Annotated in this window: 24 protein-coding genes and 1 pseudogene; 9 read left to right on the forward strand and 16 right to left on the reverse strand. The window is 52.2% G+C overall.

The features are described from left to right. Window positions 1–48 precede the first annotated feature (48 nt). The 3 genes from HV243_RS05330 to HV243_RS05340 all read right to left on the reverse strand — a co-directional run bounded on the left by HV243_RS05330 (window position 49) and on the right by HV243_RS05340 (window position 5,402). Window positions 49–3,186 (reverse strand): autotransporter outer membrane beta-barrel domain-containing protein, encoded by a 3,138-nt coding sequence (locus tag HV243_RS05330; protein WP_131351323.1) that lies wholly within the window; start codon window positions 3,184–3,186, stop codon window positions 49–51. Window positions 3,187–3,197: 11 nt separating this feature from the next. Beyond that, a complete protein-coding gene (locus HV243_RS05335) occupies window positions 3,198–4,367 on the reverse strand; it encodes an autotransporter strand-loop-strand O-heptosyltransferase (RefSeq protein ID WP_131351320.1) in 1,170 nt (389 codons plus the stop codon). A gap of 237 nt (window positions 4,368–4,604) precedes the next feature. Next, window positions 4,605–5,402 (reverse strand): EAL domain-containing protein, encoded by a 798-nt coding sequence (locus HV243_RS05340; protein WP_131351317.1) that lies wholly within the window; start codon window positions 5,400–5,402, stop codon window positions 4,605–4,607. 282 nt (window positions 5,403–5,684) lie between these two features. On the opposite strand from HV243_RS05340, the gene HV243_RS05345 reads away from it, so the two are divergent. Together HV243_RS05345 and HV243_RS05350 are read left to right on the forward strand one after the other, a co-directional pair. Beyond that, window positions 5,685–6,542, forward strand: a complete 858-nt coding sequence (locus tag HV243_RS05345; protein WP_242672048.1) for a winged helix-turn-helix domain-containing protein — start codon at window positions 5,685–5,687, stop codon at window positions 6,540–6,542. Continuing rightward, window positions 6,529–7,020 carry a hypothetical protein gene (locus tag HV243_RS05350; protein WP_047357872.1) on the forward strand — a complete coding sequence of 164 codons (492 nt, stop codon included), beginning with the start codon at window positions 6,529–6,531 and terminating at the stop codon, window positions 7,018–7,020. Before HV243_RS05345 ends, HV243_RS05350 begins: the two co-directional genes overlap by 14 nt. Before the next feature lie 75 nt (window positions 7,021–7,095). Here the strand turns inward: HV243_RS05350 and HV243_RS25695 are convergent. From HV243_RS25695 to HV243_RS05360, 3 genes and pseudogenes are all read right to left on the reverse strand, one after another. Then, window positions 7,096–7,213, reverse strand: a pseudogene (locus HV243_RS25695) (VapC toxin family PIN domain ribonuclease); the annotation flags it as partial. A gap of 408 nt (window positions 7,214–7,621) precedes the next feature. Continuing rightward, on the reverse strand, window positions 7,622–8,134 hold the full coding sequence (locus tag HV243_RS05355; RefSeq protein ID WP_016154204.1) for a hypothetical protein: 513 nt from the start codon (window positions 8,132–8,134) through the stop codon (window positions 7,622–7,624). Further along, on the reverse strand, window positions 8,134–8,919 hold the full coding sequence (locus tag HV243_RS05360) for a winged helix-turn-helix domain-containing protein (protein ID WP_047357871.1): 786 nt from the start codon (window positions 8,917–8,919) through the stop codon (window positions 8,134–8,136). Before HV243_RS05360 ends, HV243_RS05355 begins: the two co-directional genes overlap by 1 nt. A 456-nt stretch (window positions 8,920–9,375) precedes the next feature. Here HV243_RS05360 and HV243_RS05365 point away from each other — a divergent pair, with 456 nt between their 5' ends. After that, window positions 9,376–9,978 (forward strand): helix-turn-helix domain-containing protein, encoded by a 603-nt coding sequence (locus tag HV243_RS05365; protein WP_053389516.1) that lies wholly within the window; start codon window positions 9,376–9,378, stop codon window positions 9,976–9,978. A gap of 182 nt (window positions 9,979–10,160) precedes the next feature. Further along, entirely contained in the window at window positions 10,161–11,003 is an 843-nt protein-coding gene (locus tag HV243_RS05370; protein ID WP_227021722.1) for an EAL domain-containing protein, read from the forward strand. Window positions 11,004–11,111: 108 nt separating this feature from the next. Here HV243_RS05370 and sitD read toward each other — a convergent pair whose 3' ends face one another. The 4 genes from sitD to HV243_RS05390 are packed head-to-tail and all read right to left on the reverse strand — an operon-like array spanning window position 11,112 to window position 14,549. Continuing rightward, entirely contained in the window at window positions 11,112–11,963 is an 852-nt protein-coding gene (sitD, locus tag HV243_RS05375; RefSeq protein ID WP_016154200.1) for an iron/manganese ABC transporter permease subunit SitD, read from the reverse strand. After that, window positions 11,960–12,817, reverse strand: a complete 858-nt coding sequence (gene sitC / locus HV243_RS05380) for an iron/manganese ABC transporter permease subunit SitC (RefSeq protein ID WP_053389517.1) — start codon at window positions 12,815–12,817, stop codon at window positions 11,960–11,962. The genes sitD and sitC overlap by 4 nt, the downstream gene beginning before the upstream one ends. 2 nt (window positions 12,818–12,819) lie before the next feature. Further along, on the reverse strand, window positions 12,820–13,635 hold the full coding sequence (sitB, locus tag HV243_RS05385) for an iron/manganese ABC transporter ATP-binding protein SitB (protein ID WP_049268533.1): 816 nt from the start codon (window positions 13,633–13,635) through the stop codon (window positions 12,820–12,822). Then, on the reverse strand, window positions 13,632–14,549 hold the full coding sequence (locus HV243_RS05390) for a metal ABC transporter substrate-binding protein (protein ID WP_016157326.1): 918 nt from the start codon (window positions 14,547–14,549) through the stop codon (window positions 13,632–13,634). The genes sitB and HV243_RS05390 overlap by 4 nt, the downstream gene beginning before the upstream one ends. A gap of 188 nt (window positions 14,550–14,737) precedes the next feature. Between HV243_RS05390 and HV243_RS05395 the strand changes: the two genes are divergently transcribed. Then, window positions 14,738–15,082, forward strand: a complete 345-nt coding sequence (locus tag HV243_RS05395) for a nitrous oxide-stimulated promoter family protein (protein WP_003825888.1) — start codon at window positions 14,738–14,740, stop codon at window positions 15,080–15,082. 106 nt (window positions 15,083–15,188) lie between these two features. On the opposite strand, the gene flhA is transcribed toward HV243_RS05395, so the two are convergent. The 6 genes from flhA to hypA form a co-directional block, all read right to left on the reverse strand. After that, window positions 15,189–17,267: a formate hydrogenlyase transcriptional activator FlhA gene (gene flhA, locus HV243_RS05400; RefSeq protein WP_047357866.1), complete on the reverse strand. Its 2,079-nt coding sequence runs from the start codon at window positions 17,265–17,267 to the stop codon at window positions 15,189–15,191. A gap of 206 nt (window positions 17,268–17,473) precedes the next feature. Continuing rightward, window positions 17,474–18,484, reverse strand: a complete 1,011-nt coding sequence (gene hypE / locus HV243_RS05405) for a hydrogenase maturation carbamoyl dehydratase HypE (protein WP_016157324.1) — start codon at window positions 18,482–18,484, stop codon at window positions 17,474–17,476. Next, a complete protein-coding gene (hypD, locus tag HV243_RS05410) occupies window positions 18,481–19,602 on the reverse strand; it encodes a hydrogenase formation protein HypD (RefSeq protein WP_053389519.1) in 1,122 nt (373 codons plus the stop codon). Before hypD ends, hypE begins: the two co-directional genes overlap by 4 nt. Then, window positions 19,602–19,874: a hydrogenase 3 maturation protein HypC gene (gene hypC / locus HV243_RS05415; protein ID WP_003037411.1), complete on the reverse strand. Its 273-nt coding sequence runs from the start codon at window positions 19,872–19,874 to the stop codon at window positions 19,602–19,604. The genes hypD and hypC overlap by 1 nt, the downstream gene beginning before the upstream one ends. Next, window positions 19,865–20,737: a hydrogenase nickel incorporation protein HypB gene (gene hypB / locus HV243_RS05420; RefSeq protein ID WP_053389520.1), complete on the reverse strand. Its 873-nt coding sequence runs from the start codon at window positions 20,735–20,737 to the stop codon at window positions 19,865–19,867. Before hypB ends, hypC begins: the two co-directional genes overlap by 10 nt. 53 nt (window positions 20,738–20,790) lie before the next feature. Then, window positions 20,791–21,162 (reverse strand): hydrogenase maturation nickel metallochaperone HypA, encoded by a 372-nt coding sequence (gene hypA / locus HV243_RS05425; protein WP_016154191.1) that lies wholly within the window; start codon window positions 21,160–21,162, stop codon window positions 20,791–20,793. Between the two features lie 198 nt (window positions 21,163–21,360). On the opposite strand from hypA, the gene hycA reads away from it, so the two are divergent. The 4 genes from hycA (at window position 21,361) to HV243_RS05445 (ending at window position 25,321) form a co-directional block, all read left to right on the forward strand. Next, window positions 21,361–21,819 (forward strand): formate hydrogenlyase regulator HycA, encoded by a 459-nt coding sequence (gene hycA, locus HV243_RS05430; protein ID WP_016154190.1) that lies wholly within the window; start codon window positions 21,361–21,363, stop codon window positions 21,817–21,819. 141 nt (window positions 21,820–21,960) lie between these two features. Next, window positions 21,961–22,572: a formate hydrogenlyase subunit HycB gene (hycB, locus tag HV243_RS05435; protein ID WP_016154189.1), complete on the forward strand. Its 612-nt coding sequence runs from the start codon at window positions 21,961–21,963 to the stop codon at window positions 22,570–22,572. Next, complete coding sequence (gene hycC / locus HV243_RS05440) at window positions 22,569–24,395, forward strand: formate hydrogenlyase subunit 3 (protein WP_149330802.1); 1,827 nt, start codon at window positions 22,569–22,571, stop codon at window positions 24,393–24,395. The genes hycB and hycC overlap by 4 nt, the downstream gene beginning before the upstream one ends. 2 nt (window positions 24,396–24,397) lie before the next feature. Continuing rightward, a complete protein-coding gene (locus tag HV243_RS05445; RefSeq protein ID WP_053389522.1) occupies window positions 24,398–25,321 on the forward strand; it encodes a respiratory chain complex I subunit 1 family protein in 924 nt (307 codons plus the stop codon). The last annotated feature ends 14 nt before the right edge of the window (window positions 25,322–25,335 follow it).

A 25,335-nucleotide genomic window follows, 5' to 3' on the forward strand; every position in this document is an offset into this window, starting at 1 on the left:
ATATTTCATAGCGCAATGAATAAGGGCCCTGAGGCCCCTGAGATAACATCAGAATCCGATACGGATACCGGCCACACCCTGAACCGGCGTCTCCGTATGGCTGCCCTGACGATAATTAGCCTCGCTGTACAGCGTTACGTCCTTGCCGACACTGACCGATGCGCCCAGACCGTACTTGCCTGACGTGCCTTTGACGTTGTTGTCAAAGCGGTTGCGCGCATTGATGGTGACTTCATTTGAGTCTGCATACTCCTGCACGATCGCCGCTGACAGGTAAGGTTTAAATTCTGCCGCACCGAGGCTGAACTTGCCGGTAAGCTTCGCGCCGGCCTCACCCGTTACCGAGCGCGGCGTGCCGGTGTTACCCTTCATGCCGTTGCTCAGCTTTACGTCCTCACTGCTCATCTGAACAAACGCCAGGCGGGCATAAGGCGTGAGGCTCAGGTCGTCCCTCACATCAAACTGATAGCCACCTTCAACGGCTGTGCTGAGACCATACTGCGTCCAGTCACCGCCGGTTCTGCCGCCGTTGGTCATCACGGCTCTCAGTTTGTTATTCAGGCGGTTACCTTTCACCACACCGTCAGCGTAGAAGCCGCTGACATCAAACCATGTTGCATACAGGCCGATACCGTAGCTGTCGATTTTGCTTTTTCCACCGCGAGCATGCTTAACAGTGTTGTCGCTGTAAGACATGAATGCCCCCGTGACGAGGCTGCCGCGCGCAAAATCCGTCCGCGTGTCGGCACCGATTTCAATGCCGTTCTGATTAAGCTGATACGCCGCGCCGTTGCTGGTATCCGTATGGTTTTTGCTGCCAAGGTAGTGACCCCACACGTTACTTTCCGGTCCGGTTTTATCCAGATTTGTCCGGTACATGCGCAGGCCTTCCAGCTCGGAGTGGATGACATTCAGGCCGGCATTCGACATGGCCAGGATGGCGTCCGTTGCCGGGGTGGTCATCGGCTTCTTGTCGCCGCTTCCGCTACCGCCGGTATTGCCGTTGTCACCGCCGTCCGGATTCTCGCCGCCGTCCGGATTCTCGCCGCCGCCAGGGTTTTCACCACCGCCAGGGTTTTCACCACCGCCCGGGTTTTCACCACCGCCCGGGTTTTCACCACCGCCCGGGTTTTCACCACCGCCCGGGTTTTCACCGCCGCCAGGGTTCTCGCCGCCGCCAGGGTTTTCGCCACCGCCAGGGTTCTCGCCGCCGCCAGGGTTTTCACCGCCACCCGGATTCTCACCACCGCCAGGTTCTTCCGTCATCGCGCCCAGGTACCAGACGTTACCGCCGTTGAGACCGTCTTTATTCTGCTCGCTGAACAGGGTGTACATGTAGGTCCCGCCGTCAACCATGCTGGTGCTTCGCCCGTTAGCCGTGACCATTTCAAAATCAATGTCACCACCCTTCTCATGGATGAGGTTCACTGTGAGGTCGGTGTGGTCTGAGATTTCTTTACCGGAGTCATTAACGGCAATGCCAAACTGGCCTGAACCCTGCTCGATGGTGACAAAGTTGGCTTTGCGGTCGGCCAGCGAGGTATTGAAAAGGAAGTTTCCGGTTCCGTTCAGTTCCGTAATAGTCAGTTTCGCGAATTCACCTTTGCTGTTGCGCAGGAAGTTGACGTTACCGCCGTTCATGGTGAGCTTATCGACCTGAGCCGGGGTATAACTGGCGGTGGTATTGGTAAGGTCGGCGACAGAGAGGGTGCCCCCCGTGATGCGCACGTCCGTTGCGACAGAGCCAGCGTCCATCAGCAGTTCACCACCGGCGTTCACTTTGGTTTCGCCGTCAGCCAGTGCCCCCGTCTGCAGCCACGACTGACCGCTATTGATAGTGGTGTCAATGGCTGTGCCGCCACTGTAGACGAACTGCATGCCCCCGCTATTAATGGTAGTGCCAGTAGCCGTACCGTCACTGGAGACGTTCTGTCGGCCACCACCGTTGATAGTGGTGCCAGTTGCAGTGCCACCGCCGCGGATGTACTGCCTGCCATCGCTGTTGATAGCGGTCTCATTGGCTGTGCCGCCACTGGAGACGTACTGTTCGCCACCGTTGATAGTGGTGTTTGTGGCTGTCCCGCCACCGGATACGGATATGTACTGTCCGCCCCCGCTGTTAATGGTGGTGTCTGTGGCCGAGCCCCCACTGAAAATGCCTTGGGCACCACCGCTATTGATGGTGGTGTCAGTGGCTGTGCCACCATAAATGGCCTGTTCACCACTGCCGTTAATGGTAGTCTCATTGGCTGTGCCCCCAATGTGGATGTACTGCTCTCCACTGTTGATGGTGGTGTCAGTGGCTGTGCCCCTATTGCTGACGTCCTGCCAGCCACCGTTGATTGTGGTGCCAGTGGCCGTGCTGTCATGGGAGACCCATTGGAAACCTCTGTTAATGGTGGTATCAATGGCTGTGCCACCACTGTTGACATACTGCTGACCATTATGGTTAATGGTGGTCTCAGTGGCTGTGCCACCATTGACGTCCTGTATGCCCCCATAGTTGATGACGGTCTCAGTGGCAGCACCACCGCTGGAGACTCGCTGCTCGCCATCTGTGTTGATGGTGGTCCCAATGGCTGTGCCACCACTGTTGACATACTGATAACCACCGCTGTTAATGGTGGTGGCAGTGACAGAGCCGCCACTGAAGACGCTTTGACTACCACCGTTAATGGTGGTGTCAGTGGCTGTGCCCCTATTGTAGACATTCTGACTGCCACCGCTAATAGTGGTGTCAGTGGCTGTGCCGCCGCTAACGATCTCCTGCTTGCCACCATTGTTGATGGAAGTGTCAGTGGCTGTGCCACCTAAGATGTACTGGTCGCCACCGTTGTTGATGGTGGTCTCAGTGGCCGAGCCCCCAACGTAGACGTCCTGCATGCCCCCATAGTTGATGACGGTCTCAGTGGCTGAGCCCCCATTGTAGATGTACTGACTGCCACCGTTGATAGTAGTAGAGGTGGCCGTATCTCCTGAAGAAATAGTCTGTTCACCCGTTAGCGTCACGTCCACATAATCCACGGCCATGACCGGCGCTGAGGGCAGCAGCATTGCCCCCAGCAGCAGTGCCAGGCCGCTTTTCTTTGGTGCCAGTTTCGGGCGACCAGAGCCGGATGCCAGTTCAGATGTGACCACCCACTGCTGGCGCGACTCGCACCAGACGGTGGTATATATCTTGTTCATAGTAACGCTCCTTAATTATCAACTAATCCTGCATGCAGACGGTCCACCATCCCTGTAACCTGTCGTCCGGTTATCAGCCGCGTGCACTCATACTGTCTTGGGGTATCCCTGTGATGCGGGCACCACAAAAAATCCTGGTGGTCAAAATCAACCGACGTGTCATCCCAGCAGCCGTTACAGCCATGACTGCTGAACACCCGCCAGGGGGTGTAAAATTCGCTATTCGGAAGGCTGAATCCGCTGATCAACACCACAGGTATGTCAGTTGCCCAGGCAAGCCATGACAGCCCGCTGGCCAGACCGATAAAGAAACTCGCATGCCTTAACAGGTCCACCCGCTCCTGAAGCGGAATGTCGCCCGTGAAGTCTTCGGCACCATAGGGGATGTGGTTCCAGACGAAGCCCTGACCGTGATGGGCCTGGCGGTCAATGCACAGCACCCGGTATCCCAGTGATTTTAGGTGGGCTACCACCTCTGCCCAGCCGTGACCGTTGTTCCAGTATTTAGCCTGGTTGGTTGACTGCGCGGCGATGCAGACGTAGGGCTCCGCAATTTTTCGCTCTGCATCAAGCTTCAGGCGAGGCGGGCACTCCCGCGGGTCAACCCCGAGGATGTAACCGGCATTGCGGTGAAAGCCGACTTTCCTGAAATCAACGGGCTGATGAAGTGTGTCCGCCTTGAAGAAAAGACCGACGTACCAGGACGCGTAGGGATTGATTGTCCGGTGGGATTCTTTTGTGGAGAAGGTTATCTCCGGATATTGTGCGCTGAGCAGGTCAATGATTTCCTGCCCCATGACGCATTCAAGCTGGCACCTGTGCAGCTGACGAAATCGCTCGGCGTAATGGAACCAGCCAAGCATATCGCCCAGTGTTCCGGTCGGGAAAAAGATGACGACCGGCTTATCCTTCATGTCCAGTGTTTCATCCAGGACCGGATGCGCTTCTCCCTGGTGGAATACCTGAATGCGGAAACGGATGTAATATTTTTTGGTACTGGCGACCCACCCGCCGTCAGAATCACAGCTGAAAAGGATATTGCCGGAATCATCATCCATTAAAATGACATGCCATTTCCCTTCCGGAAGGTAAACACGCGCGCCGTAATTAAAGTCAAACAGAATACCTTCCGGTCCGGCACAGGTCGGAAATTCAGGAGGTGTTGCAAAGTTAGCTGACATATCTTATATATCCCTGGTGTTCATGTGCAGTCGATAAGGGGTCAGTCAATTGCACTGGTTTATATCTGTAATATTTTCCGTGACGGGCTGTGAGCCGTTTTTAACTCAGGCCCATAAGCAGTTCCGGATTAAATGTTTTGCGACTGTAAATGTATTTAAATTACCCTGTAGCTGAGGGCGTGATTTTTATTTTCCACTCAGTCAGTCATGTCCGGTCTGTTTACAGGGGTAAGGGTGTTAAATATGTTTGCAGAACTCGTGCATGCTGACGGGTTTTGAAAAAAGATAACCCTGAAAAACATTCACACCTTTATCTTTCAAAAGAGATAATTGTTCTTTATTTTCCACTCCCTCTGCCACAAGCTGGATTTGCAATCGTTCAGAGAGGGTTACGATTGAATCAATTACCGCGGAATAAATTAATGAACCGTTGCTGGCCACTGTAAGGCATTTATCAATCTTGATGGTTGAAAAACCCGAATGCTCAATATATTTAAGACACGAACTTCCGTTTCCGAAGTCATCAATCGCAAATCGCACACCTGCATCGGTAAGTTGTTGCATTGCGTCAAGCGCAAAGTCATCGAGATGCATCGTGCCACGTTCGACAATTTCAAGTAATACAGCAATGCGTCCTTCAAATGTTTTATTAAAATCGGTCACTGCTTCAATAACGTCCGGGGAATTCAGTTGTCTCGCACAGATATTGAAGGAAAGATAGAAGTCATCGGGAAGGGCTCCTTCATAGCCGTTGAAAAAGGTTTTAACATCAGACAGCAAAGAGCATGTCACATCATTAATCACCTCGCATGACTCCATTGCAGAGATGTATTTCTCCGGAGAGTGAAGGACTCCATCTTTTCGGATCCTCAATAACACTTCTCCGCCTGCAACCTTGTAAGCCCTGTAAACCGGTTGCACATAAGGCACAAACTCAGCTCCAGCCAGTTCTGCTGACAGGATCGACTCTCTTATCCGTGTTCCGGCCTTACTGAAGAAACGTTCTGCCTTCCTGAGCATGTTGGTGCTTATCATGGAGTTGCTCCTGAACCATGGTGGATCCGTTAACCTGGGAACTCTTCATATCCCGGATGGTGAATGGCAGTAATGCTGATGACTATTAGATGATAAGAACCTGCTCATTCTGCGAACAATCTTAACTGAGAAGAGTGGCAAATAAGTACATGTATCGTCGTTAAGTTATTTTGCGGATTAAAATGCTAAAATATAAGTGATTTACAATCAATTAACCTGGTAATTAAGATATCCTGGCTGCGTATGGTATGCTTTGCAAAAGTCAGACGTAGTGATAATGAGGTGGAACAGGCGTTTTTTATCGCCTTACGTTCAGGATATTGGAGTGTTCATGTGGATTATTTAATCAGTTCTCTGGCCAGGTATCGTTCAGATGATGGCACAATCTGGCCGGTCTCGGATGAAGATTCTGTCATTATTCTGACAGCAACCATGAACAGACTTTTAGCCTATCTGCTGGAAAGACAGGGGCAGGTGATTAACCGGGATGAGCTGCTGGATAATGTCTGGGATTTACATGGTCTGCGTTCGTCAAACCACACCCTTAATAAATATATTTCCGAAATCAGGAAGTACTTTGTCAGCACAGGGATTCAGGCAGAATGTATTACCACTGTGCCACGAATCGGTTTTATGTTTAATCAGGATATAGAGGTCGTGGTGATGACAGATACATTCCCGGTGCATGAGTCGGTTACCACGACGGACTGTACCGGAGCCGGAATAAAACGGCGGTTTTCTGCATTTTCGTTAAAACACAGACTTACCTTTAATATTCTGCTTTTAGCTTTGTTTGTCGCCAGCGCCGTCATTTTTATTGCGGGCAGTCAGATCCCTACAACAACCACATCGACCCTGAAAGATATACAGACCCATTTTCTGTTTAACTATCAGAACTGCCAGGTGTACACCATTCAGAAAAACTCCGCTTCATTCCTCGAAAAAAAGAAGGACGTATTTGTCACCCTGGCCCGGCAGAATAATATTGACTGCCTGGACGGGGCTGTATTTCTTTATCAGGCGTCAGACGCTTATATTTATGGCAGTAAAGGCCGGGTATTTATCAGCAGATGTACAACGAAAGACAAGCAGTATATATCCTGCCTTAATAACTACTGGAATGGCTATGAAAGCAATTAAGATAAGTCGCCTCTGTGCAGCTGTCAGTCTGCTACTGGTCATGGCATCGTCCATCGGGTTCTATATGTATATGCTTAAGCGACAGAATGGCATGGACATCGACTGCAGCACGATCATTCGTTATAACCATCTTAACCCTGATTTTACTGCCACACTGAACCTCATCTTTCGTCTCGATAAACAATTCTCTGGTCAGGTTGTGTTGTCCGGATATATCAATTCTGAAGGTGACCATGAAACGGTTTCCAGGACGATTCATTTCGGTTACGAGGTGAACAGGCCAGGCGAAATTTCAGTGAGCAATATGCACTATGTCAAAAAATCACAGGACACCGCCAGTGATGAAATATTCAAACACAGCTTCTTTTATGTTCCGGAAGGCACAGTCCGTCAGATCAGGATCAATCCGTTGTTAAATGGCTGGTTGATTGAAAATCTGCAGTCGCCGTTTGCGCTTTGCGTGAATAAGGACAGGTAGCGATAAAGACAGCATACCCAACATGCTCAAAAACCATACCGGGTATGCTCAGAGGATACTCCAGGAGACTACGGCTTATTTTGCCCAGTCTTCCAGCGTGAGCCCCGGCACCCGCTCAAACTCCCTCACATTAATGGTCACCAGCACACGCCGGCGGCGATAGCATGCCGGCAATCGCCGTGTCGTTCGGCCCAGTTGATAGCCGAGACCACGTCCGATCGCTGGCCAACACCGCCTGCTCCAGGCGCTTCAGTACGAATTACAGCTGCCCGTGCAGGATGAACGCTCAGATACAGGTGTCGAGCATATACGTTTTTTCACAGGTCAGCCCGTCCTTCGTCGCTGACATCCTGCATTGATGAGGGGAAGGGATTATTGGAAAACCAGAAAGTTATAACGCTGGACGAGCAGGGTAACAATGTTCGCATAATCAGTGAGTTATGGTAGTGTAGGTTAGAATAGGGTTTTTATATTATGAGAGAAAATAATCTTTATTAATCAGCATTAACACACCAAGGCATCACTGGCGTGTGGTTCGCGAAGTCCGTATCAAGTGACTCTTTCAAATCGTTTTTGCTCTTATTTAATCTTCGCTTATTGATTATTCATTTTCCGGCAACGCATAATTCTGGCAGTACAGATAGGGGATCCCCTCTTTGGTAATCAAATACGTCTCTCTATTCAGCGCAAAAAAATCGACGTTGGATACGCTGGTGTTGGTCAGGAAGAAGTCGGGGAGGAGTTCCTGAATGAGACTGGCGGGTGCTGTTTCGCGATTGGAGATTTGGATTTTCTGCGAAATCCAAACCGGGCTTGAGCCGTAGCTGGATTGTGTAAAAAGTACCATGCGTTGCACGGTCTGCTCATTATTTTCGGCATCTTTGATAATGCCATCAATATTCACAATACCTTTGCTGCCGCCGGTTTTGATATCAATGATCCCTCGGAATGAGCTTGTATTGCGTACAATCTCGATGGCAGACCGACAGGTCAGATTATGTAACTGACCATTGTTTTTACTGTACCGGTAGACGGCGGTAACAATTAGCGCAGCAAAACAAAGCAACAGGATAATACCTGTCTGGATGCGGGGCGTTCGGGAATAAAAATTCATTAGCTATCATACCGTGGGTAATAAACCGACTGACAGGCGTTTTCCTGCCTGTTTTTCATCGGTGAGCGACATACAAGCACGGATAATTTCTTGGATTCAGGGTAGGTGGTGATATAGATAAATTTATGGCTCTGACACAGCCCAGGATTTTTGTTGATAAATGCCGTATGTCGGGAGAAATTACTGGCATCATTATTAAAATAATACTGACAGTCAGTGGGGGCTTTGTCTGCGGTGATATAGCCGGAGAAATAGTTATCACTGGTTTGCCACGGATACATTATAAGCACACAAATTATCAGGGTAATGGCAAGTATGACCATTTCAGCAGTGGTTATCAAAGGTTGGCGCGCTGTGTCATCTGACAGTTCTTCTATGGCGACATCCGGCACTAAAGGTTCTGCTGTAAAAGATACGCTCTCCTCCGGAGTTTCAATCACCTGAATATTGAATTCTTCCTGGATGATCAGCCCTTTGCGGGGGATCGTGGTGATAAGCGGTTGCTCCAGTTCCAGCTGCAGCAAACTTTTGCGCAAAGAGAGAATGCTTTGATAAAAGGCGTTGAAGCTCACCTGGCGGTGATTTTTACCCCAGCCGAATTCCAGTAGTTCGTTTTGGGAAACCACTTGCCCGCGATGTTGAATAAGTAATAAAAGACATAATGACGCCGAGTGTTTGAGTTTTATCCGCTGATTGGGTTGATCTATCCGCGCCAGAGATTGTGTAGCTGGCGTAAATATTATTATTTTTTCAATCAGATAACTGACATTGCCAGTCTCAGACATGATGTTTCTACTCTTGCTGGTGCGCCAGGCGGTTGGCGAGTCATGATACCACTTAGTCCATAAAGACCACCAGTATGGACCCGACCCTGCAGCGAGAACCGCGAAGTGTTTCAATTTCGTATCATAATATAACAACAATGATAACTTTTTAATGAAAATAAACTATATATAAATCAATGTATTGTATCTTTTTGGCTACATTGCAAAGAACAGAAAGATGAAATAACAACGACAAAGATGATTGCCATTAATTCTTTATGGACAGCGTCATATACTGCCTGGCGCCACCACGCGAAAACAGCATGAGTCTGAACGCGTCAACGGCACCAGGGAATGCCGGTGGTAGATGTAGATGGGAATAAATGTCAGCTTGTTGGTGAGCTGACATTTATTTTTCGTGTTGAGTAAAATTCCACCCTCGTTTTGACAAAGCCATAATTTGCGGTAGAGAGTCCCATGTTTCAGAAAGATATTGAAAATGCTGTAGTGCTTGTTGGTGATGAAATGAAAAAGTCAGATAATGCCTGGCTGTCCTTACGCAAAAAACGCCAGCGTATAGATCTGAAGAGTGATGGAAATATCTTGTTTCTGGAGAAAGGGGCCGTCTCTGTTCATCGTGTGGAAAATGATTTAGTGATGGTAAGTATATCTGCACCGGCCATCCTCGGCTTGCCCCAAATGCGTACGGAAGTTGCCGGACACTATTTACGTTGTGATACCGATTGTGAAATGTGGGCGATGAGTGCACCCAATGCCGAACTTTTGTTCACTGCAAAGAATCTTTGGAAACATGCATTTGATATTTTAACGCTACATCTGCAACGCTATTTTCAACGAGAAAAATTGCAATCGCATCGCACTATCCGTGAATTGATTATTGAACACCTGAAATATATTTGGTCGATGGAGCCAGAGATGCGTGAAAACACATCTGTGTATACATTCATTCTCGCTCGAAATCATATCTCACGCAGTGCTATCCACAAAGTATTGCAGGAGTTAGTGAATGACGGAAAAATAATTATGAAGCGAGGGAAACTCTCTTTTTTTGTATGTTAAAGTTAACATTAAAAGCATCTGACGTGTTTTTTGCACTCAGCTGGAATGATAATGCAAAAACTGGGTTTGTGATTTTTGTTAATTATCAGTATGTTGGTTTTTGTCTTTTTCTTCACCGCTGATGCCAGCTACGCGGAATGTCCATTTTTATCTATAAATTAGTATTTATTTATTAATTTGATATGAATATGATGTTCCCTCCAATAATAACAAAAGTCATATCGCCAATGACCAACGGCAGGCCGGAAAACCTTGAGGCACAGCATAGCCGACTGTTTGGCAACCCTACTACCGATACAACGGATGTTCGCGCTGCACTGCAAAACGCGTTGGATCACAATACCTTTGTCCTGCTGGCCCAGCCTATCGTCAGTACTCGTGGTGATGAATCCTATCATGAGATACTGATCCGCATGCTCAATGAGCACGGGGAATTTCTTTCCCCTGACAATTTTCTGTCGGTTGCACGCGACACAGGGTTAGCACCCGATATCGATCTTTGGGTTATTGAGAACACCCTGAAGTACATGCGCTACCATCCGCTGAGTTGTTTTTCCATTAACCTGGCGCCAGTGACGCTATGTCGTTCAGGTATCGTTGCAAAGATAACTGCGTTGTTGCAGGAATATGTGGTGATACCGCAACGGATTATTTTTGAGATAACCGAGGCTGATACCCTGTCAGATAAAGAACACACGGCAGATACACTACGCTTACTACGTCAATTGGGATGTCGGATCGCGATTGATGACTTCGGTGCCGGGTTTGCAAGCTATGAACGCCTGATGAACATTGAAGCAGATATTTTGAAGATTGATGGGTCTTTCGTTCGTGGGATTATAAAATGTGAGGTTAGTCGCTATATCATCGAATCTTTCTGCCGGGTTGCGGCAATGAAAGGTATGCAGGTTGTCGCCGAGTTTGTTGAAAGTGCCGAAATCCAGATGCACCTGGAACACATGAATGTCGGGTGGTTACAGGGATACCACATTGGCAAGCCACAACCGTTGTTCACGTTAGAGTAATCTATAATCCGTTTATTTAAACGTATTATCACGATGCTTTAATCTGCCGATAATATAACCTCTTGGCGGAGGCTATATTAATATCAAGAACATTAGCTGACCAATAATTTACGGATCCTGCAGCTGAAGCTGATTCTCTAAACGCCGATCGCGCAGGGTTGCATAAATAAAGGTAATCACAAACAGCAGAGAAAATAGTACGACTATGGTGGGAGCCGGTGCGCTGTCGATGAAAAATGACAGGTACACGCCCATAAATGAGGTAATGACCGACATCGCCACCGCCAGCCATAAGGCGTGGGAAAATTTCCGCGTCATTAAAATCGCGATGGCGCCAGGTGCAATCAGTAATGAAATTGACAAAATAATCCCTACCGATTTTAGCGTGGCGACAATCGTCAGGGCGATCATGCACAACAGGCCGTAATGTAGCAGTGCGGTGTTAAGCCCACTGGCCTTTGCCTGATGTGGGTCGAACGCATGCAGTAGCAAATCTTTCCATTTAAGTCCGATGATAAGCGCGATCCCCAGAGTAATAACCGCGGTTTGCATGATATCGCTTAACGATACGCCCAGCATGTCGCCGAACAGAATATGATCGAGATGGACTTCTGACTGGATAGAGACGTACAGCACCAGACCCGCACCAAACATCCCGGAGAAAACAATACCCATGATGGTGTCGCGCTTGATGCGGCTGTTGTCGTCGAGGTATCCGGTCGCCACCGCGCAGAACAGACCGGCGATAAACGCGCCAATTGCCAGCGGGATGCCCGCAATCCACGCCAGTACAATCCCTGGGAAAACCGCATGACTCATGGCATCGCCCATCAACGCCCAGCCTTTGAGTACTAAAAATACCGACAACAGCGCGCAGGGCACAGCGACGATGGTAGAGATGACCAGCGCATTAACCATAAAGCTAAACTGAAAAGGTTCCAGCAGCGTTGTTAAGATCATACTTGCTCCTTGTTCACCAGACGGGCGCGGCGGCGATTTGCCAGCAGACCGTGTTTTGGTGCGAAGACAAATGCCAGCAGGAACAGCAGCGTTTGCAGAACGACGATAATTCCGCCGGTTGCACCGTCCAGCCAGTAGCTTAGCCAGGCGCCGAAAAAGCTGGTCAGGCTGCCGAGCGCCACGGCGATGGTGAGCAGGCGAGGAAAACGATCGGTCAGCAGCCAGGCCGTCGCACCGGGCGTAACCACCAGGCAAATCACCAGAAAGGCGCCGACGGTTTGCAGTGCGGCGATCGTGGAAACGGAGAGCAACGTAAAAAACAACAGTCTCAGCCGACCCGGATTCAGACCGATAGACCGCGCGTGGTTTTCATCAAAAAAGACCACCATCAGATCTTTCCACTTCAAAAACAAAATGGTCAGCGAAACCACGCCGATGATCGCCAGTTGCAGAATATCTTCCGGCGCAATCGCCAGGATGTTACCCAGAATAATGGTCTGAATGTTCACCGACATCGGATTAAGCGACACCATAAATAGCCCGATACCGAAAAAGGACGAAAAAATCAGCCCGATAATGGCATCTTCCTTCAGGCGTGAACGCTGATTGAGAAACAGCATGCTGCCCGCCGCCAGTCCACCGGAAAGAAATGCGCCCAGCGCGAAGGGAAGCCCTAACATATAGGCTCCGGCTACGCCTGGAACGATCGAGTGCGACAGCGCATCGCCAATCAGCGACCAGCCTTTGAGCATCAGATAGCAGGAGAGAAATGCGCACAGGCCGCCGACCATCGCCGAAACCCACATGGCGTTGAGCATGTACTGGTAGCCAAACGGCTCCGTCAGCCAGTTCATGATTACTCCCCCTCGCTTGCCGCGCGTCGCGAAATAAACGGACGTTCATCATCGGTAATCACGTGTTGTTCACCGCCGCTCAGCGCGACGTGACGCAGAACGCCGCTGAATGCCAGCTCGAGATTCTCGTGGGTAAAGGTGGTTTCGGTTGGCCCACTTGCCAGCACCGTGCCCTTAATCATCACCGTGTAATCGCAAAATTCGGTGACGGATCCCAGATTATGGGTAGAGACCAGCATAGTCCGGCCTTCATCACGCAGTTCACGCAGCAGATCGATGATCCGGGCCTCGGTTTTCACATCCACGCCGGTGAAGGGTTCATCCAGTAAAATAACCTGCCCGTCCTGTGCGATGGCTCTTGCCAGAAAAACGCGTTTTTTCTGCCCGCCGGACAGTTCACCTATCTGGCGATGGCGATAGTCCAGCATATCTACCCGCGCCAGCGCCGCATCCACGCAGTCGTGGTCGATCTGTTTTGGTCGACGCAGCCACCCCATATGGCCAAAGCGGCCCATCATCACAACATCTTCCACCAGTACCGGAAACGACCAGTCCACCTCTTCTGACTGGGGGACATAGGCGATCAGATTCTGTTTGAGCGCCTTATTAACCGGTTGTTGCAGAATAGATATTTTCCCTTTCGCCAACCGGACAAAACCCATCAGCGCTTTAAAAAGCGTTGATTTTCCCGAACCGTTTACGCCGACCAGAGCGGCAATTGAGCCGCCCGGAACCTGAAAAGTGGCATCCCGCAGCGCGGTGTGGCCGTTGCGATACGTCACCGTAACCTGATTCACGGTAATCGCAGATTGACTCATTTTTGGCTCCTTAACCCGTCGTTGATGCCGCTGACGATGGTTTCTGTCGTCACGCGCAGTAAATCCAGATAGGTCGGTACCGGACCATCGGCAGCGCTGAGCGAATCGACATACAGCACGCCGCCGTAATACGCGCCAGACTCGCGGGCGACCTGACGCGCAGGTTTGTCGGACACGGTGCTTTCGCTAAATACGGTAGGGATTTGATGTTTTCTGATCGCATCGATCACTTTGCGTACCTGCTTGGGCGTGCCTTGCTGATCGGCATTGATCGGCCATAGATACAGCTCTTTCAGGCCGTTATCACGCGCGAGGTAAGAGAATGCGCCTTCGCTGGTGACCAGCCAGCGTTTATCAGCAGGGAGCTTCGCCAGTTCTGCATGCAGTGGCGCCAGAGTCTGCTGGATTTTCGCTTTATAATTCTCCGCATTTTTCTGGTAGGTTGCGGCATGGTCGGGATCGTATTTCATCAACGCATCGCGAATGTTATCCACGTAGATAAGCGCGTTCTCCGCTGACATCCAGGCATGCGGATTCGGTTTGCCGTTGTATGGCCCTTCGCTGATACCCATTGGCTGCACGCCATTTGAGACCATGACCTCCGGTACGCCGGACAAATTTTGATAGAAGCGGGCAAACCATAGTTCGAGGTTAAGGCCGTTGGAGAGAATAAGCTGTGCGCCTTGTGCCCGTTTAATATCCCCCGGTGTGGGTTGATATTCGTGAATTTCTGCCCCGGGTTTGGTGATGGAACTGACGTCCGCCGCGTCACCTGCCACGTTGCTTGCCATATCGGCAATCACCGTAAAGGTGGTTATCACTTTGAACTTTTCTTTCGCCCAGGCAGGTGACAGCGTAAGCGCCGTGAACACGCAGGCAAGGAGAAATGACTTCAGATGGGGCAGATGCGGCATAGTATCCCTCACAACAAAGTGGTTAATTTATCATCGAATATAGCCTTTGCTATGTTATATAGCACATGGCATAAACAAATGAAAATAATTCTTATTTGCGTAGGGTGCTAAGGAATGTATCACCGCCAGGTAATAGTCCTGCGCTTAGTTAAGGTGTATTATTTATGCAACTTAATTATGGAGGCATCATGTCCGGCAAACGTATTGCACGTGAGAAAATGACGATCCAGAGAATGATCTCGCTGTATGAGAGCCAGTGTCCGCAGGCTTCAGATGAACCGGGGCATTACGATGCGTTGTTTGCCTATGCGCAAAAGCGCCTGGATAAATGCGTATTTGGTGAGGAAAAACCGGCCTGCAAACAGTGTCCGGTGCACTGTTACCAGCCCGCTAAACGCGAAGAGATGAAGCAAATTATGCGTTGGGCTGGACCCAGAATGCTCTGGCGTCATCCGATCCTGACCGTGCGTCATCTGATTGATGACAAACGTCCGGTGCCGGAGTTACCCGAGAAATACCAGCGGAAGAAGTGATTTAGCAATTCTATGCCGGATGGCGGCTGCGCCTTATCCGGCCGACAAAGACAAACGCACCAGTGGCGTAGGCCCGATAAGCGTAGCGCTATCGGGCAATAATCCGTTAAACCAGTGCGTCCTTATCAATGCCCAGGCGCTTCATGCGCGAGAGTAACGTTGTGCGTTTCAACCCCAGTCTTTGTGCCGCGCCTTTAGGACCGGCGACAACGCCATTGGTTTCTTTCAGAACGCGCATTATCAGCTGGTATTCATCTTCGCCATCCTGCGCGACTTCGGTCGCCACCGGCGGCGTAGACGGCGCCATAGCGATTACATCCGGCAAGGACAGTTGCAGCACGTTGCCCCGGGTGAGCAGAACCGCGCGTTCTACGACGTTTTCCAGCTCGCGCACGTTACCCGGCCATTCCATGTTGCTCAGCGTACGCAGGGCTTCGGCGGGAATGCTGTCGATATTGCGCCCCATCCGGCGGGCAATTTTGAAGGTGAAGGCTTTCACCAGCAGCGGAATATCTTCCGGGCGCTCGCGCAGCGGCGGCAGATGGATCGGGAAGACGTTCAGTCGATAGTAGAGATCGTTACGAAACTCGCGATCGGCGACCATCTTTTTCAGATCGCGGTTAGTGGCAGCGATCAAGCGAACGTCGGTCTGGATCAGTTTATTGCTGCCCAGACGTTCAAACTCCTGCTCCTGCAGAACGCGCAGCAGCTTGGGCTGAAGCTCCAGCGGCATGTCGCCAACTTCATCGAGAAATAACGAACTTTTGTCCGCCAGTTCAAAGCGTCCAATCCGCTGCGTGCTGGCCCCGGTAAATGCGCCACGTTCATGGCCAAACAGATCGCTTTCCAGCAATCCGGCAGGCATTGCCGCGCAGTTCATTTTCACCATCCGACGGGCGTTACGTCCGCTCAGGTTGTGAATTGCTCGTGCAATCAGCTCCTTACCCGTCCCGGTTTCACCAAGAATCAGGACAGTGCTGTCGCTTTGCGCCACCATTTCGACCTGTTTGAGTACGCTGTACATCGCTTCGCTGCGGCCAATGATTTCTCCGAACTCACTCTCCACGTTGTTGAGTTGTTCAGTCAGCGCCAGGTTTTCATCGACCAGCCGCTCCTTCAGGCGGTGGATCTCCTGGTAGGCGAGGGCGTTATCCACGGCGATCGCCACGCGTTCTGCGATTTGGCGCAGCAGTTTGAGATTGGCGGTGGTGAATACTTTCTCTTCGCATTGCGCCAGCTTAAGTACGCCGAGCATATTATTGCCGGACATCAGCGGCAGCAGGCACAGAGTCTGTAGCTGGTTGCCCCAGGTTTCGAACAACATTCTTTCGTAAGGGGCCAGGGTATCGCGTTCGCTCAGGTTAATCAGCAGCATCTCTTTACTTTTGAAGACCCGTTCAGAGAGCGTGCCGGCTTCGTCCACTTCACTTTGTTCGTGTGCCGGATGATGTTCATCCAGATAGTGAGTGGAATAAATGCTGAGCTTGTTTTTGCGATCGCTGCGTAACACGATGCTGATGGCATCAATGTCGAAGTAGTGATGGATCTCTTTGGCGACTTCGCTGACCAGCTCATCAATATCCAGACGTGAGAGCACAGCATTGGTGATGGCGACCAGGATGCGAAAGTTATCACGCTCACGGCACAGGAGATCGTAATCGACATTGTTGCTGACCCGGCTTTGAATTTGTTCAGCAACGACGCCGACTATTTGGGTGAAGGTCTGCAGCCGGTTGTACTCTTTTTCACTCCACGGTTGGTCTTCGTTACGGATAAATTCGCAACCGCCAAAGATTCGCCCATCTGCTGCCAGCGGTAGCAGGCAGTAGTGACCAAATTTAGAATACAGCCCGCCAGAGGCCAACTGTGGCCAGGTTTCGCTAAACTCGTGATAGTTGCAGTGTAGCGCATCGGGGCGAGACAAAATACGGCGTACCGGGCCATGCGCCAGCACCGTTTCGTCTTCATAATCGATGGGGTTACCATTTTCACGCGTCGCAAAATAACGCGCACGCTGCGTTTGTGCCTGCCATAAGACAATAGCCGCGCAGTCGGCCAGCGCTGAACGCTTGACCAGTTGCGAAAGCGCCTCGCTGAGAGACGGCAGGTCGGGCTGCTGTAATAATGTACGAGTAATATCGAACAGGCCTTGCTGTCCGAGGTCACTCATCGGTGTATACGACATATTGCTTTTCCAGGAAAAGCACCGCAGAACGGTGCGAAAACGGTAAATGAATTATAGGTATAAGTCGTAAATTATTGCCGGACTGGTCCAGCTACACGAACCGTAGACCCGATCGGCAAAACGCCATCAGGTGATATTGCAGCGTTAAGGCCGGATGTCGACGCAAATGCGTCTTACCCGGCCTACAGCTTGCTGCCAACCGGCTGTTAGCATATACGAGGTAATGGTTCGGCGTGTGGTAAATCGAGAGTGCGTTTCACGCCGTAGAGTCCGGCAAGACGCACACCTTTGCGTTCTACCACTTCACCAATCATTGCGGCATCGCGTCCTAACGGATGTGCGCGCAGCGCGGCAAGCACCGTTTCAGCAGCCTGACGCTCAACGGCAATCACCAGCTTGCCTTCGTTAGCAAAGTTAAGCGCATCCAGACCCAGCAGTTCGCAAACGCCACGCACCGCGGGCTTCACGGGCAGGGCCGCTTCAGACAGCTCAATACCAAACCCGCATGAGGCGGCAAACTCATGCGTTACCGCATTCACGCCGCCACGGGTCGCGTCACGCAGCGCCTTCACGCCGGGAATATCACGCAGCGTCTGGATAAGCGGTGTCAATACCGCGCAGTCGCTGACCAGTTCGCCATCAAGACCCAGCTGTTCGCGCAGGTTAAGGATAGTTGCGCCGTGATCGCCAAGCGTACCGCTGACCAGCAGCACATCGCCTGGGCCGAGGGTCTGTGCGCCCCAGTGAATGTTGGCGGGGATCGCCCCCATTCCGGCCGTGTTGATGAACAGCTTGTCTGCAGCGCCGCGCTGCACGACTTTGGTATCGCCGGTCACGATGGCGATGCCTGCTTCACGCGCGGTCGCCGCCATACTGTTGACGACGGTTTTCAACGTCTCCATCGGCAAACCCTCTTCGAGGATAAAACCGCAGGAGAGGTAGCGAGGGATCGCGCCGCTGACCGCCACGTCGTTAGCCGTACCGCAGATGGCCAGCTTGCCGATATTGCCACCCGGGAAGAACAACGGATCGATAACATAGCTGTCGGTTGAAAACGCCAGACGATCGCCTTCTGCAACCAGTTGTGCCAGGTCCAGACGGGCCTGATCTTCTTGTTCCGCCAGCCACGGATTAGCAAAAGCCTCCATAAACAGACTGTTGATCAACTGCTGCATAGCCTGACCGCCGCTACCGTGGGCGAGTTGTACGCTGTTCATGCTTCACACTCCTGCTGACGATACTGATACCAGGCGGCACATGCGCCTTCTGAGGAGACCATCAGGGCGCCAAACGCGGTCTCCGGGTTACAGGTTTTGCCAAATAGCGGGCACTGATGCGGTTTGCATCTGCCGGTCAATACCTCGCCGCAACGCGCGCGCGGATCGTCATACACCTGCTGCGGCGTTGGCTGGAAATGCGCTTCGGCATCAAAGCGCTGATAGTCTGGCGTCAGGTGAACGCCAGAGGATTCAATGACGCCCAGACCTCGCCATTCGCTATCGCCATTGACGCAGAACACTTCAGCGATGGCCTGTTGCGCTAACAGGTTACCGGCGTCCGGCACCACGCGGCGATACTGGTTTTCAACCTGGCTATGCGCGGCAATCTTCTGTTCAATCAACATCACCACGCCCTGCAACAGATCGAGCGGTTCGAAACCGGCGACCACCAACGGACGATGGAAATCTGAAGCAATGAAATTATAGGCATCGGTGCCAATCACCATGCTGACATGGCCCGGCGCTAAGAAGGCGTCGATGCCGTTGTCCGGCTGTTCCAGCAGGCTGCGCAGCGTAGGGATAAGCGTGATGTGCTGGCAGAAAAAGTAAAAGTTCTGCACGTCACGCTGTTTTGCCTGCTGAAGGGTGATGGCGGTGGTTGGCATTGTGGTTTCAAAACCCAGGCCAAAGAACACAACCTTACGCGTTGGGTTTTCCTGCGCCAGCTTCAGCGCATCCATCGGTGAATAGACGATGCGGATATCCGCGCCGCGCGCTTTGGCTTGTAGCAAAGAACCTTGTTTACCCGGAACGCGCATCGCATCGCCAAAGGTGCAAAAAATCACTTCCGGATGGCTGGCGATTTCCACACAGCTGTCGATTCTGCCCATCGGCAGAACGCAAACCGGGCAGCCCGGGCCATGTATAAACTCGACGTTGTCGGGCAACAATTGGTCGAGACCGAACTTGAAGATAGCGTGGGTATGACCACCACACACTTCCATGATGCGCAGCGGACGTTCAGCAGTGTAGGGGAGGTGTGCGGCACGTTCACACAGGTGCTCTATCAACTGCATCACCTGTTCTGGTGCGCGGTATTCGTCAACAAAACGCATTATTTTTCCTCGCCATACAGCAACGCGCCGACATCCGGCTCAACGTCAAACATGTTTTGCAGCGCGTCGAGCGTGTCGCGCGCTTCAGCTTCATTAATGATGCTCATGGCAAAGCCGACGTGGACCAGTACCCACTGGCCCAGACGGGGTTGACCGTGTTCATCGCAGCTTCCGACCAGTGTCAGGTCGACGTCGCGCTGAATACCGCAAACGTCGACTTTGGCCTGGTTGCCATCAATGGTGCGGATTTGACCCGGAACACCTATGCACATCGCTGCGTCTCCAGCCAGGAGAGCCATTGGTCCATGCCTTCGCCACTGGTGGCGGAAATCAGGATAATCTCAATTTCCGGGTTCACTTCCCGGGCGCTGGCGATGCACTTTTCTACGTCAAAATTGAGGTACGGCAACAGGTCTACTTTGTTGAGCAGCATCAGCGACGCGGCGGCAAACATATGCGGGTATTTCAGCGGCTTGTCTTCGCCTTCGGTGACGGAAAGCACCGCCACTTTATGGCGTTCGCCGAGATCGAAGCTAGCCGGGCAAACCAGGTTCCCGACGTTTTCAATGAACAGGATGCCGTTGTCTTCAAGCGGCAAACGTGGCGCGGCGTCAGCAATCATTTGTGCGTCAAGGTGGCAACCTTTACCGGTGTTGACCTGGATGGCGGGCGTACCTGTGGCGCGAATACGGGCGGCATCGTTAACTGTCTGCTGGTCGCCTTCAATGACGGCGCAAGGCACGCTGTCTTTGAGCTTCATCAGCGTTTCGGTCAGCAGCGTGGTTTTACCGGAGCCTGGGCTTGAGACAAGGTTTAATACCAGATGTTGACGGGTAGCAAAGCGTGCGCGGTTGCGCTCGGCCAGACGGTTGTTTTTATCCAGCACGTCAATTTCCACTTCCAGCATCCGGCGCTGACTCATGCCAGGCGCGTGGGTGCCTGCTTCACCGTGACCGTAATGCAAATCGCCTTCTTCGGTCTGGCTCGGTGTGAAACTGGAGGTCTTCACCCCGGTAATATTCAGCGCCGGACGAGCCGCCGGGGCAAATGGCGCGCTGCGAAACGCCGAGTGGGGATTATGCTCATCACCCTCTATATAAAGGTTGCCTTCAGCGCAACCACATGTCGTACACATCGCTCACTCCTGATCTTATTACTTGCGATACTTCAGTTGCCGGATGATGACGCTTAGGCGTCGGCATCCGGCGCTGGAGTTTCATCTATTTCAATACGTCGAATCTGTAAGCCGTCATCGGCCACAATTCTCAGCATATCGCTGTTGCATTGCGGACATCTGCGCACGCGTTGCGTCAGTAAGGTGACGTATTGCTGACAAGATTCGCACCAACATTCGGCTTCTTGTTCTTCGAGGTGGAGTTTACAACCTTCTGCAAGGGTCCCGCGGCATACCAGATCAAAACAAAAGGCGAGAGCGCTGGTTTCTACGCAAGAAAATGCGCCAATTTTGAGCCAGACCCCAGTTACTCGCTGTGCACCGTATTGCGTGGCCTGTTGTTCAATCAATTCCAGTGCCCGTTGGCAGAGGGTTATTTCGTGCATACCGCCTCCTATGAAGTTGCCGTATTAAAAGCAATAAACATGCCAGCTTGAATTTTTTCTATCGTGACAATGACGACGATGACGAAATGACATGTCGTCACCGCTCTTTGATTTTTTATCTATATGAAAATTAAGGTTTTTAATTTTGGCATGAAATGTGCTTAAAGCTGTTCATCTCTGATAAACGGGTAACCTGACATGACTATTTGGGAAATAAGCGAAAAAGCCGATTACATCGCTGAACGGCATCGTCGCCTACAGGACCAGTGGCGTATTTACTGCAACTCGCTGGTTCAGGGGATCACCCTGTCAAAAGCGCGTTTGCATCATGCAATGAGCTGCGCACCGGACAAGGATCTCTGCTTCGTCCTTTTTGAACACTTCACTATCTACGTCACGCTGGCGGACGGCTTTAACAGCCACACCATCGAGTACTACGTTGAAACGAAAGACGGTGATGATAAGCAACTGATTGCACAGGCTGAGTTGACCATCGACGGTAAGGTTGATGAGCGTATCAGCAACCGCGATCGCGAGCAGGTGCTGGAGCACTATCTCGAAAAAATCGCCACCGTCTACGACAGCCTCTATACCGCGGTTGAAAACAATATGCCGGTGAATTTAAGCCAGCTGATTGAGGGACATAGCCCGGCTTAAGCCTTGGGTGTGCCCACTTTTGTCATGATGCACTTTCATACTGCGTCACGACGTTTAGGGAATGGGCATGTCGAAAAATGTCGAAATGACATTTTCCAGACATGTTTTCGTCAAAAATGACTATCACCTGAGGAATGCCTGGTGAATCGTTTTGTAATTGCTGACTCCACTCTTTGCATCGGCTGCCACACCTGTGAAGCCGCCTGCTCAGAGACACATCGCCAGCATGGCCTGCAGTCAATGCCGCGCCTGAAAGTGATGTTAAATGAAAAAGAATCCGCCCCGCAGCTTTGCCACCATTGCGAAGATGCGCCTTGCGCCACCGTTTGTCCGGTTAATGCGATTAATCGCGTTGATGGTGCCGTGCAGCTGAATGAAAGCCTGTGTGTAAGCTGCAAACTGTGCGGGATCGCCTGTCCGTTTGGCGCGATTGAGTTTTCCGGTAGCCGTCCGCTGCATATCCCGGCAAACGCCAATACGCCAAAAGCGCCTCCGGCTCCGCCAGCGCCTGCCCGCGTGAGCACGTTGCTGGACTGGGTTCCGGGTATTCGTGCCATCGCGGTGAAATGCGATCTGTGCAGTTTTGACGAGCTTGGTCCGGCCTGCGTACGCATGTGCCCGACCAAAGCCCTGCACCTGGTGAGTAACGTGGATATTGCCCGCGCCAGCAAACGTAAGCGTGAGCTGACTTTCAATACCGACTTCGGCGATCTCACCTTGTTTCAGCAGGCTCAGAGTGGGGATGCAAAATGAGCGCAATTTCACTGATTAACAGCGGCGTAGCCTGGTTTACGGCGGCTGCGGTTCTGGCATTTCTGTTTTCATTTCATAAACCGCTGAGCGGCTGGATTGCCGGGGTTGGCGGTGCGGTTGGCAGCCTGTGTACGGCGGCTGCGGGTTTCACCGTACTGACTAATGCGCTGGCTTTAAGCGGTGTGATGCCGTTTATTGGTCACAGTGTGCAAATTACCCCGTTGAACGCTATCTGGCTGATTACGCTGGGCCTGTGCGGCCTGTTTGTCAGCCTGTACAACATTGACTGGCATCGTCATTCGCAGGTAAAAGCCAACGGGCTGCTGGTGAATCTGCTGATGGCCGCGGCGGTATGTGCGGTGGTTGCCAGCAACCTCGGAACGCTGGTGGTGATGGCGGAAATCATGGCGCTGTGTGCCGTGTTCCTCACCGGCTGCAGCAAAGAGGGCAAACTGTGGTTTGCGCTGGGCCGCGTCGGCACACTGCTGCTGGCTATTGCCTGCTACCTGGTGTGGCAACGCTACGGCACCCTGGAGCTGCGCCTGCTTGACCTGCGCGCACAGGAGCTGCCGCTCGGCTCTGATATCTGGCTGCTGGGCGTGGCGGGTTTTGGCCTGCTGGCCGGGATTATTCCGCTGCACGGATGGGTGCCACAGGCACACGCCAACGCCAGCGCACCGGCTGCGGCTCTGTTCTCTACCGTCGTCATGAAGGTGGGGCTGCTGGGTATTCTCTCCCTGTCGCTGCTGGGCGGTAACGCGCCGCTGTGGTGGGGCATTACGCTGCTGGTGCTGGGAATGATCACCGCGTTTGTCGGCGGTCTGTATGCACTGATGGAACACAACATTCAGCGTCTGCTGGCATACCACACGCTGGAAAACATCGGCATTATTCTGCTGGGTCTGGGCGCTGGCGTAACCGGAATTTCCCTGAATCAACCTGCGCTGATTGCCCTGGGTTTGACCGGCGGTCTGTACCACCTGGTAAACCACAGCCTGTTCAAAAGCGTTCTGTTCCTGGGCGCAGGCAGCATCTGGTTCCGTACCGGTCATCGTGATATCGAAAAACTGGGCGGTATCGGTAAACGTATGCCGGTTATCTCTCTGGCGATGCTGGTTGGCCTGATGGCGATGGCCGCACTGCCGCCGCTGAACGGTTTTGCCGGTGAGTGGGTTATCTACCAGTCCTTCTTTAAGCTTGGCAACAGCGGCGCGTTTGTCGGTCGTCTTTTAGGACCGTTGCTGGCGGTGGGACTGGCGATTACCGGCGCGCTGGCGGTGATGTGTATGGCGAAAGTCTATGGCGTTACGTTCCTTGGCGCACCGCGCACGAAGGAAGCTGAAAATGCCTGCTGCGCGCCAATTCTGATGGGTGTTAGCGTAGTCGCGTTGGCTATCTGCTGCGTGATTGGGGGCGTTGCTGCGCCGTGGCTGCTGCCGATGATCTCCGCTGCCGTTCCGCTGCCGCTGGAAACCGCGAAAACCACCGTTTCTCAGCCAATGATCACGCTGCTGCTGATCGCATGTCCGCTGCTGCCGTTCATCATCATGGCGATTTTCAAAGGCAACCGTCTGCCATCGCGTTCACGCGGTGCGGCATGGGTGTGTGGTTACGATCACGAGCAGTCAATGGTCATTACCGCACACGGTTTTGCCATGCCGGTGAAAGAAGCCTTTGCGCCGGTACTCAAACTGCGCAAATGGCTGAATCCGGTATCACTGGTTCCGGGCTGGCAGAATGCGGCTGCACCGGTGCTGTTCCGTCGCCTGGCGATGATTGAGCTGGCGGTACTGGTGGTGATTGTGGTTTCACGAGGAGCCTGAGAATGAGTGTTTTATATCCGTTAATTCAGGCGCTGGTGCTGTTTGCCGTTGCGCCGCTGCTGTCCGGTTTTACCCGCGTGGCACGTGCGCGTTTGCACAATCGCCGCGGTCCGGGCGTTTTGCAGGAATACCGCGACATCATCAAACTGCTGGGCCGTCAGAGCATTGCGCCTGCGGATTCCAGTTGGGTTTTCCGCCTGACGCCGTTTGTGATGGTGGGTGTGATGCTGACTATCGCCACCGCGTTGCCGGTAGTGACCGTTGGCTCACCACTGCCGCAACTGGGCGATCTGATCACCTTAATTTACCTGTTCGCCATCGCCCGCTTCTTCTTCTCTATCGCGGGCCTGGATACCGGTAGCCCGTTTACCGCTATTGGCGCCAGCCGCGAAGCGATGCTCGGCGTGCTGGTTGAACCTATCCTGCTGTTGGGTCTGTGGGTTGCGGCGCAGGTTGCTGGCTCAACGCATATCAGCAATATCGCCGATACCATTTATCACTGGCCAGCTGCACGCAGCATTCCGTTGATTCTGGCGCTGTGCGCCTGTGCTTTCGCCACCTTTATCGAAATGGGCAAACTGCCGTTCGATCTGGCAGAGGCAGAGCAGGAGCTGCAGGAAGGTCCATTGACCGAATACAGCGGCAGCGGTTTTGCGGTGCTGAAATGGGGCATTAGCCTTAAGCAACTGGTCGTTCTGCAAATGTTCGTTGGCGTGTTCCTGCCGTGGGGACAGATGGAAACCTTCACCTCGGGTGGGCTGCTGCTGGCGCTGGTGATTGCCGTCGTCAAACTGGTTCTCGGCGTGCTGGTCATCGCCCTGTTCGAAAACAGCATGGCGCGTCTGCGTTTTTGCGCCACTTCACGCGTGACCTGGGCCGGTTTTGGGTTTGCGTTTTTAGCGTTCGTCTCCTTGCTGGTGGCGTGATTTAAGAGAGTTTG

Origin of the sequence: Citrobacter sp. RHBSTW-00599 (assembly GCF_013784065.1) — a bacterium.
Lineage (GTDB): Bacteria > Pseudomonadota > Gammaproteobacteria > Enterobacterales > Enterobacteriaceae > Citrobacter > Citrobacter braakii.

Excerpts from the sequence above, each read along its gene's own strand:
- hycA (WP_016154190.1), top strand. The coding sequence starts at position 21,361 with ATGACTATTTGGGAAATAAGCGAAAAAGCCGATTACATCGCTGAACGG.
- HV243_RS05330 (WP_131351323.1), bottom strand. The coding sequence starts at position 3,186 with ATGAACAAGATATATACCACCGTCTGGTGCGAGTCGCGCCAGCAGTGG.
- hypC (WP_003037411.1), bottom strand. The coding sequence starts at position 19,874 with ATGTGCATAGGTGTTCCGGGTCAAATCCGCACCATTGATGGCAACCAG.
- HV243_RS05365 (WP_053389516.1), top strand. The coding sequence starts at position 9,376 with ATGTTTCAGAAAGATATTGAAAATGCTGTAGTGCTTGTTGGTGATGAA.
- hypE (WP_016157324.1), bottom strand. The coding sequence starts at position 18,484 with ATGAACAGCGTACAACTCGCCCACGGTAGCGGCGGTCAGGCTATGCAG.
- HV243_RS05335 (WP_131351320.1), bottom strand. The coding sequence starts at position 4,367 with ATGTCAGCTAACTTTGCAACACCTCCTGAATTTCCGACCTGTGCCGGA.
- sitB (WP_049268533.1), bottom strand. The coding sequence starts at position 13,635 with ATGAGTCAATCTGCGATTACCGTGAATCAGGTTACGGTGACGTATCGC.
- HV243_RS05445 (WP_053389522.1), top strand. The coding sequence starts at position 24,398 with ATGAGTGTTTTATATCCGTTAATTCAGGCGCTGGTGCTGTTTGCCGTT.
- HV243_RS05360 (WP_047357871.1), bottom strand. The coding sequence starts at position 8,919 with ATGTCTGAGACTGGCAATGTCAGTTATCTGATTGAAAAAATAATAATA.
- sitD (WP_016154200.1), bottom strand. The coding sequence starts at position 11,963 with ATGATCTTAACAACGCTGCTGGAACCTTTTCAGTTTAGCTTTATGGTT.
- HV243_RS05350 (WP_047357872.1), top strand. The coding sequence starts at position 6,529 with ATGAAAGCAATTAAGATAAGTCGCCTCTGTGCAGCTGTCAGTCTGCTA.
- flhA (WP_047357866.1), bottom strand. The coding sequence starts at position 17,267 with ATGTCGTATACACCGATGAGTGACCTCGGACAGCAAGGCCTGTTCGAT.
- hypD (WP_053389519.1), bottom strand. The coding sequence starts at position 19,602 with ATGCGTTTTGTTGACGAATACCGCGCACCAGAACAGGTGATGCAGTTG.
- HV243_RS05390 (WP_016157326.1), bottom strand. The coding sequence starts at position 14,549 with ATGCCGCATCTGCCCCATCTGAAGTCATTTCTCCTTGCCTGCGTGTTC.
- HV243_RS05395 (WP_003825888.1), top strand. The coding sequence starts at position 14,738 with ATGTCCGGCAAACGTATTGCACGTGAGAAAATGACGATCCAGAGAATG.
- HV243_RS05370 (WP_227021722.1), top strand. The coding sequence starts at position 10,161 with ATGAATATGATGTTCCCTCCAATAATAACAAAAGTCATATCGCCAATG.
- HV243_RS05355 (WP_016154204.1), bottom strand. The coding sequence starts at position 8,134 with ATGAATTTTTATTCCCGAACGCCCCGCATCCAGACAGGTATTATCCTG.
- hypB (WP_053389520.1), bottom strand. The coding sequence starts at position 20,737 with ATGTGTACGACATGTGGTTGCGCTGAAGGCAACCTTTATATAGAGGGT.
- hycC (WP_149330802.1), top strand. The coding sequence starts at position 22,569 with ATGAGCGCAATTTCACTGATTAACAGCGGCGTAGCCTGGTTTACGGCG.
- HV243_RS05340 (WP_131351317.1), bottom strand. The coding sequence starts at position 5,402 with ATGATAAGCACCAACATGCTCAGGAAGGCAGAACGTTTCTTCAGTAAG.
- sitC (WP_053389517.1), bottom strand. The coding sequence starts at position 12,817 with ATGAACTGGCTGACGGAGCCGTTTGGCTACCAGTACATGCTCAACGCC.
- hypA (WP_016154191.1), bottom strand. The coding sequence starts at position 21,162 with ATGCACGAAATAACCCTCTGCCAACGGGCACTGGAATTGATTGAACAA.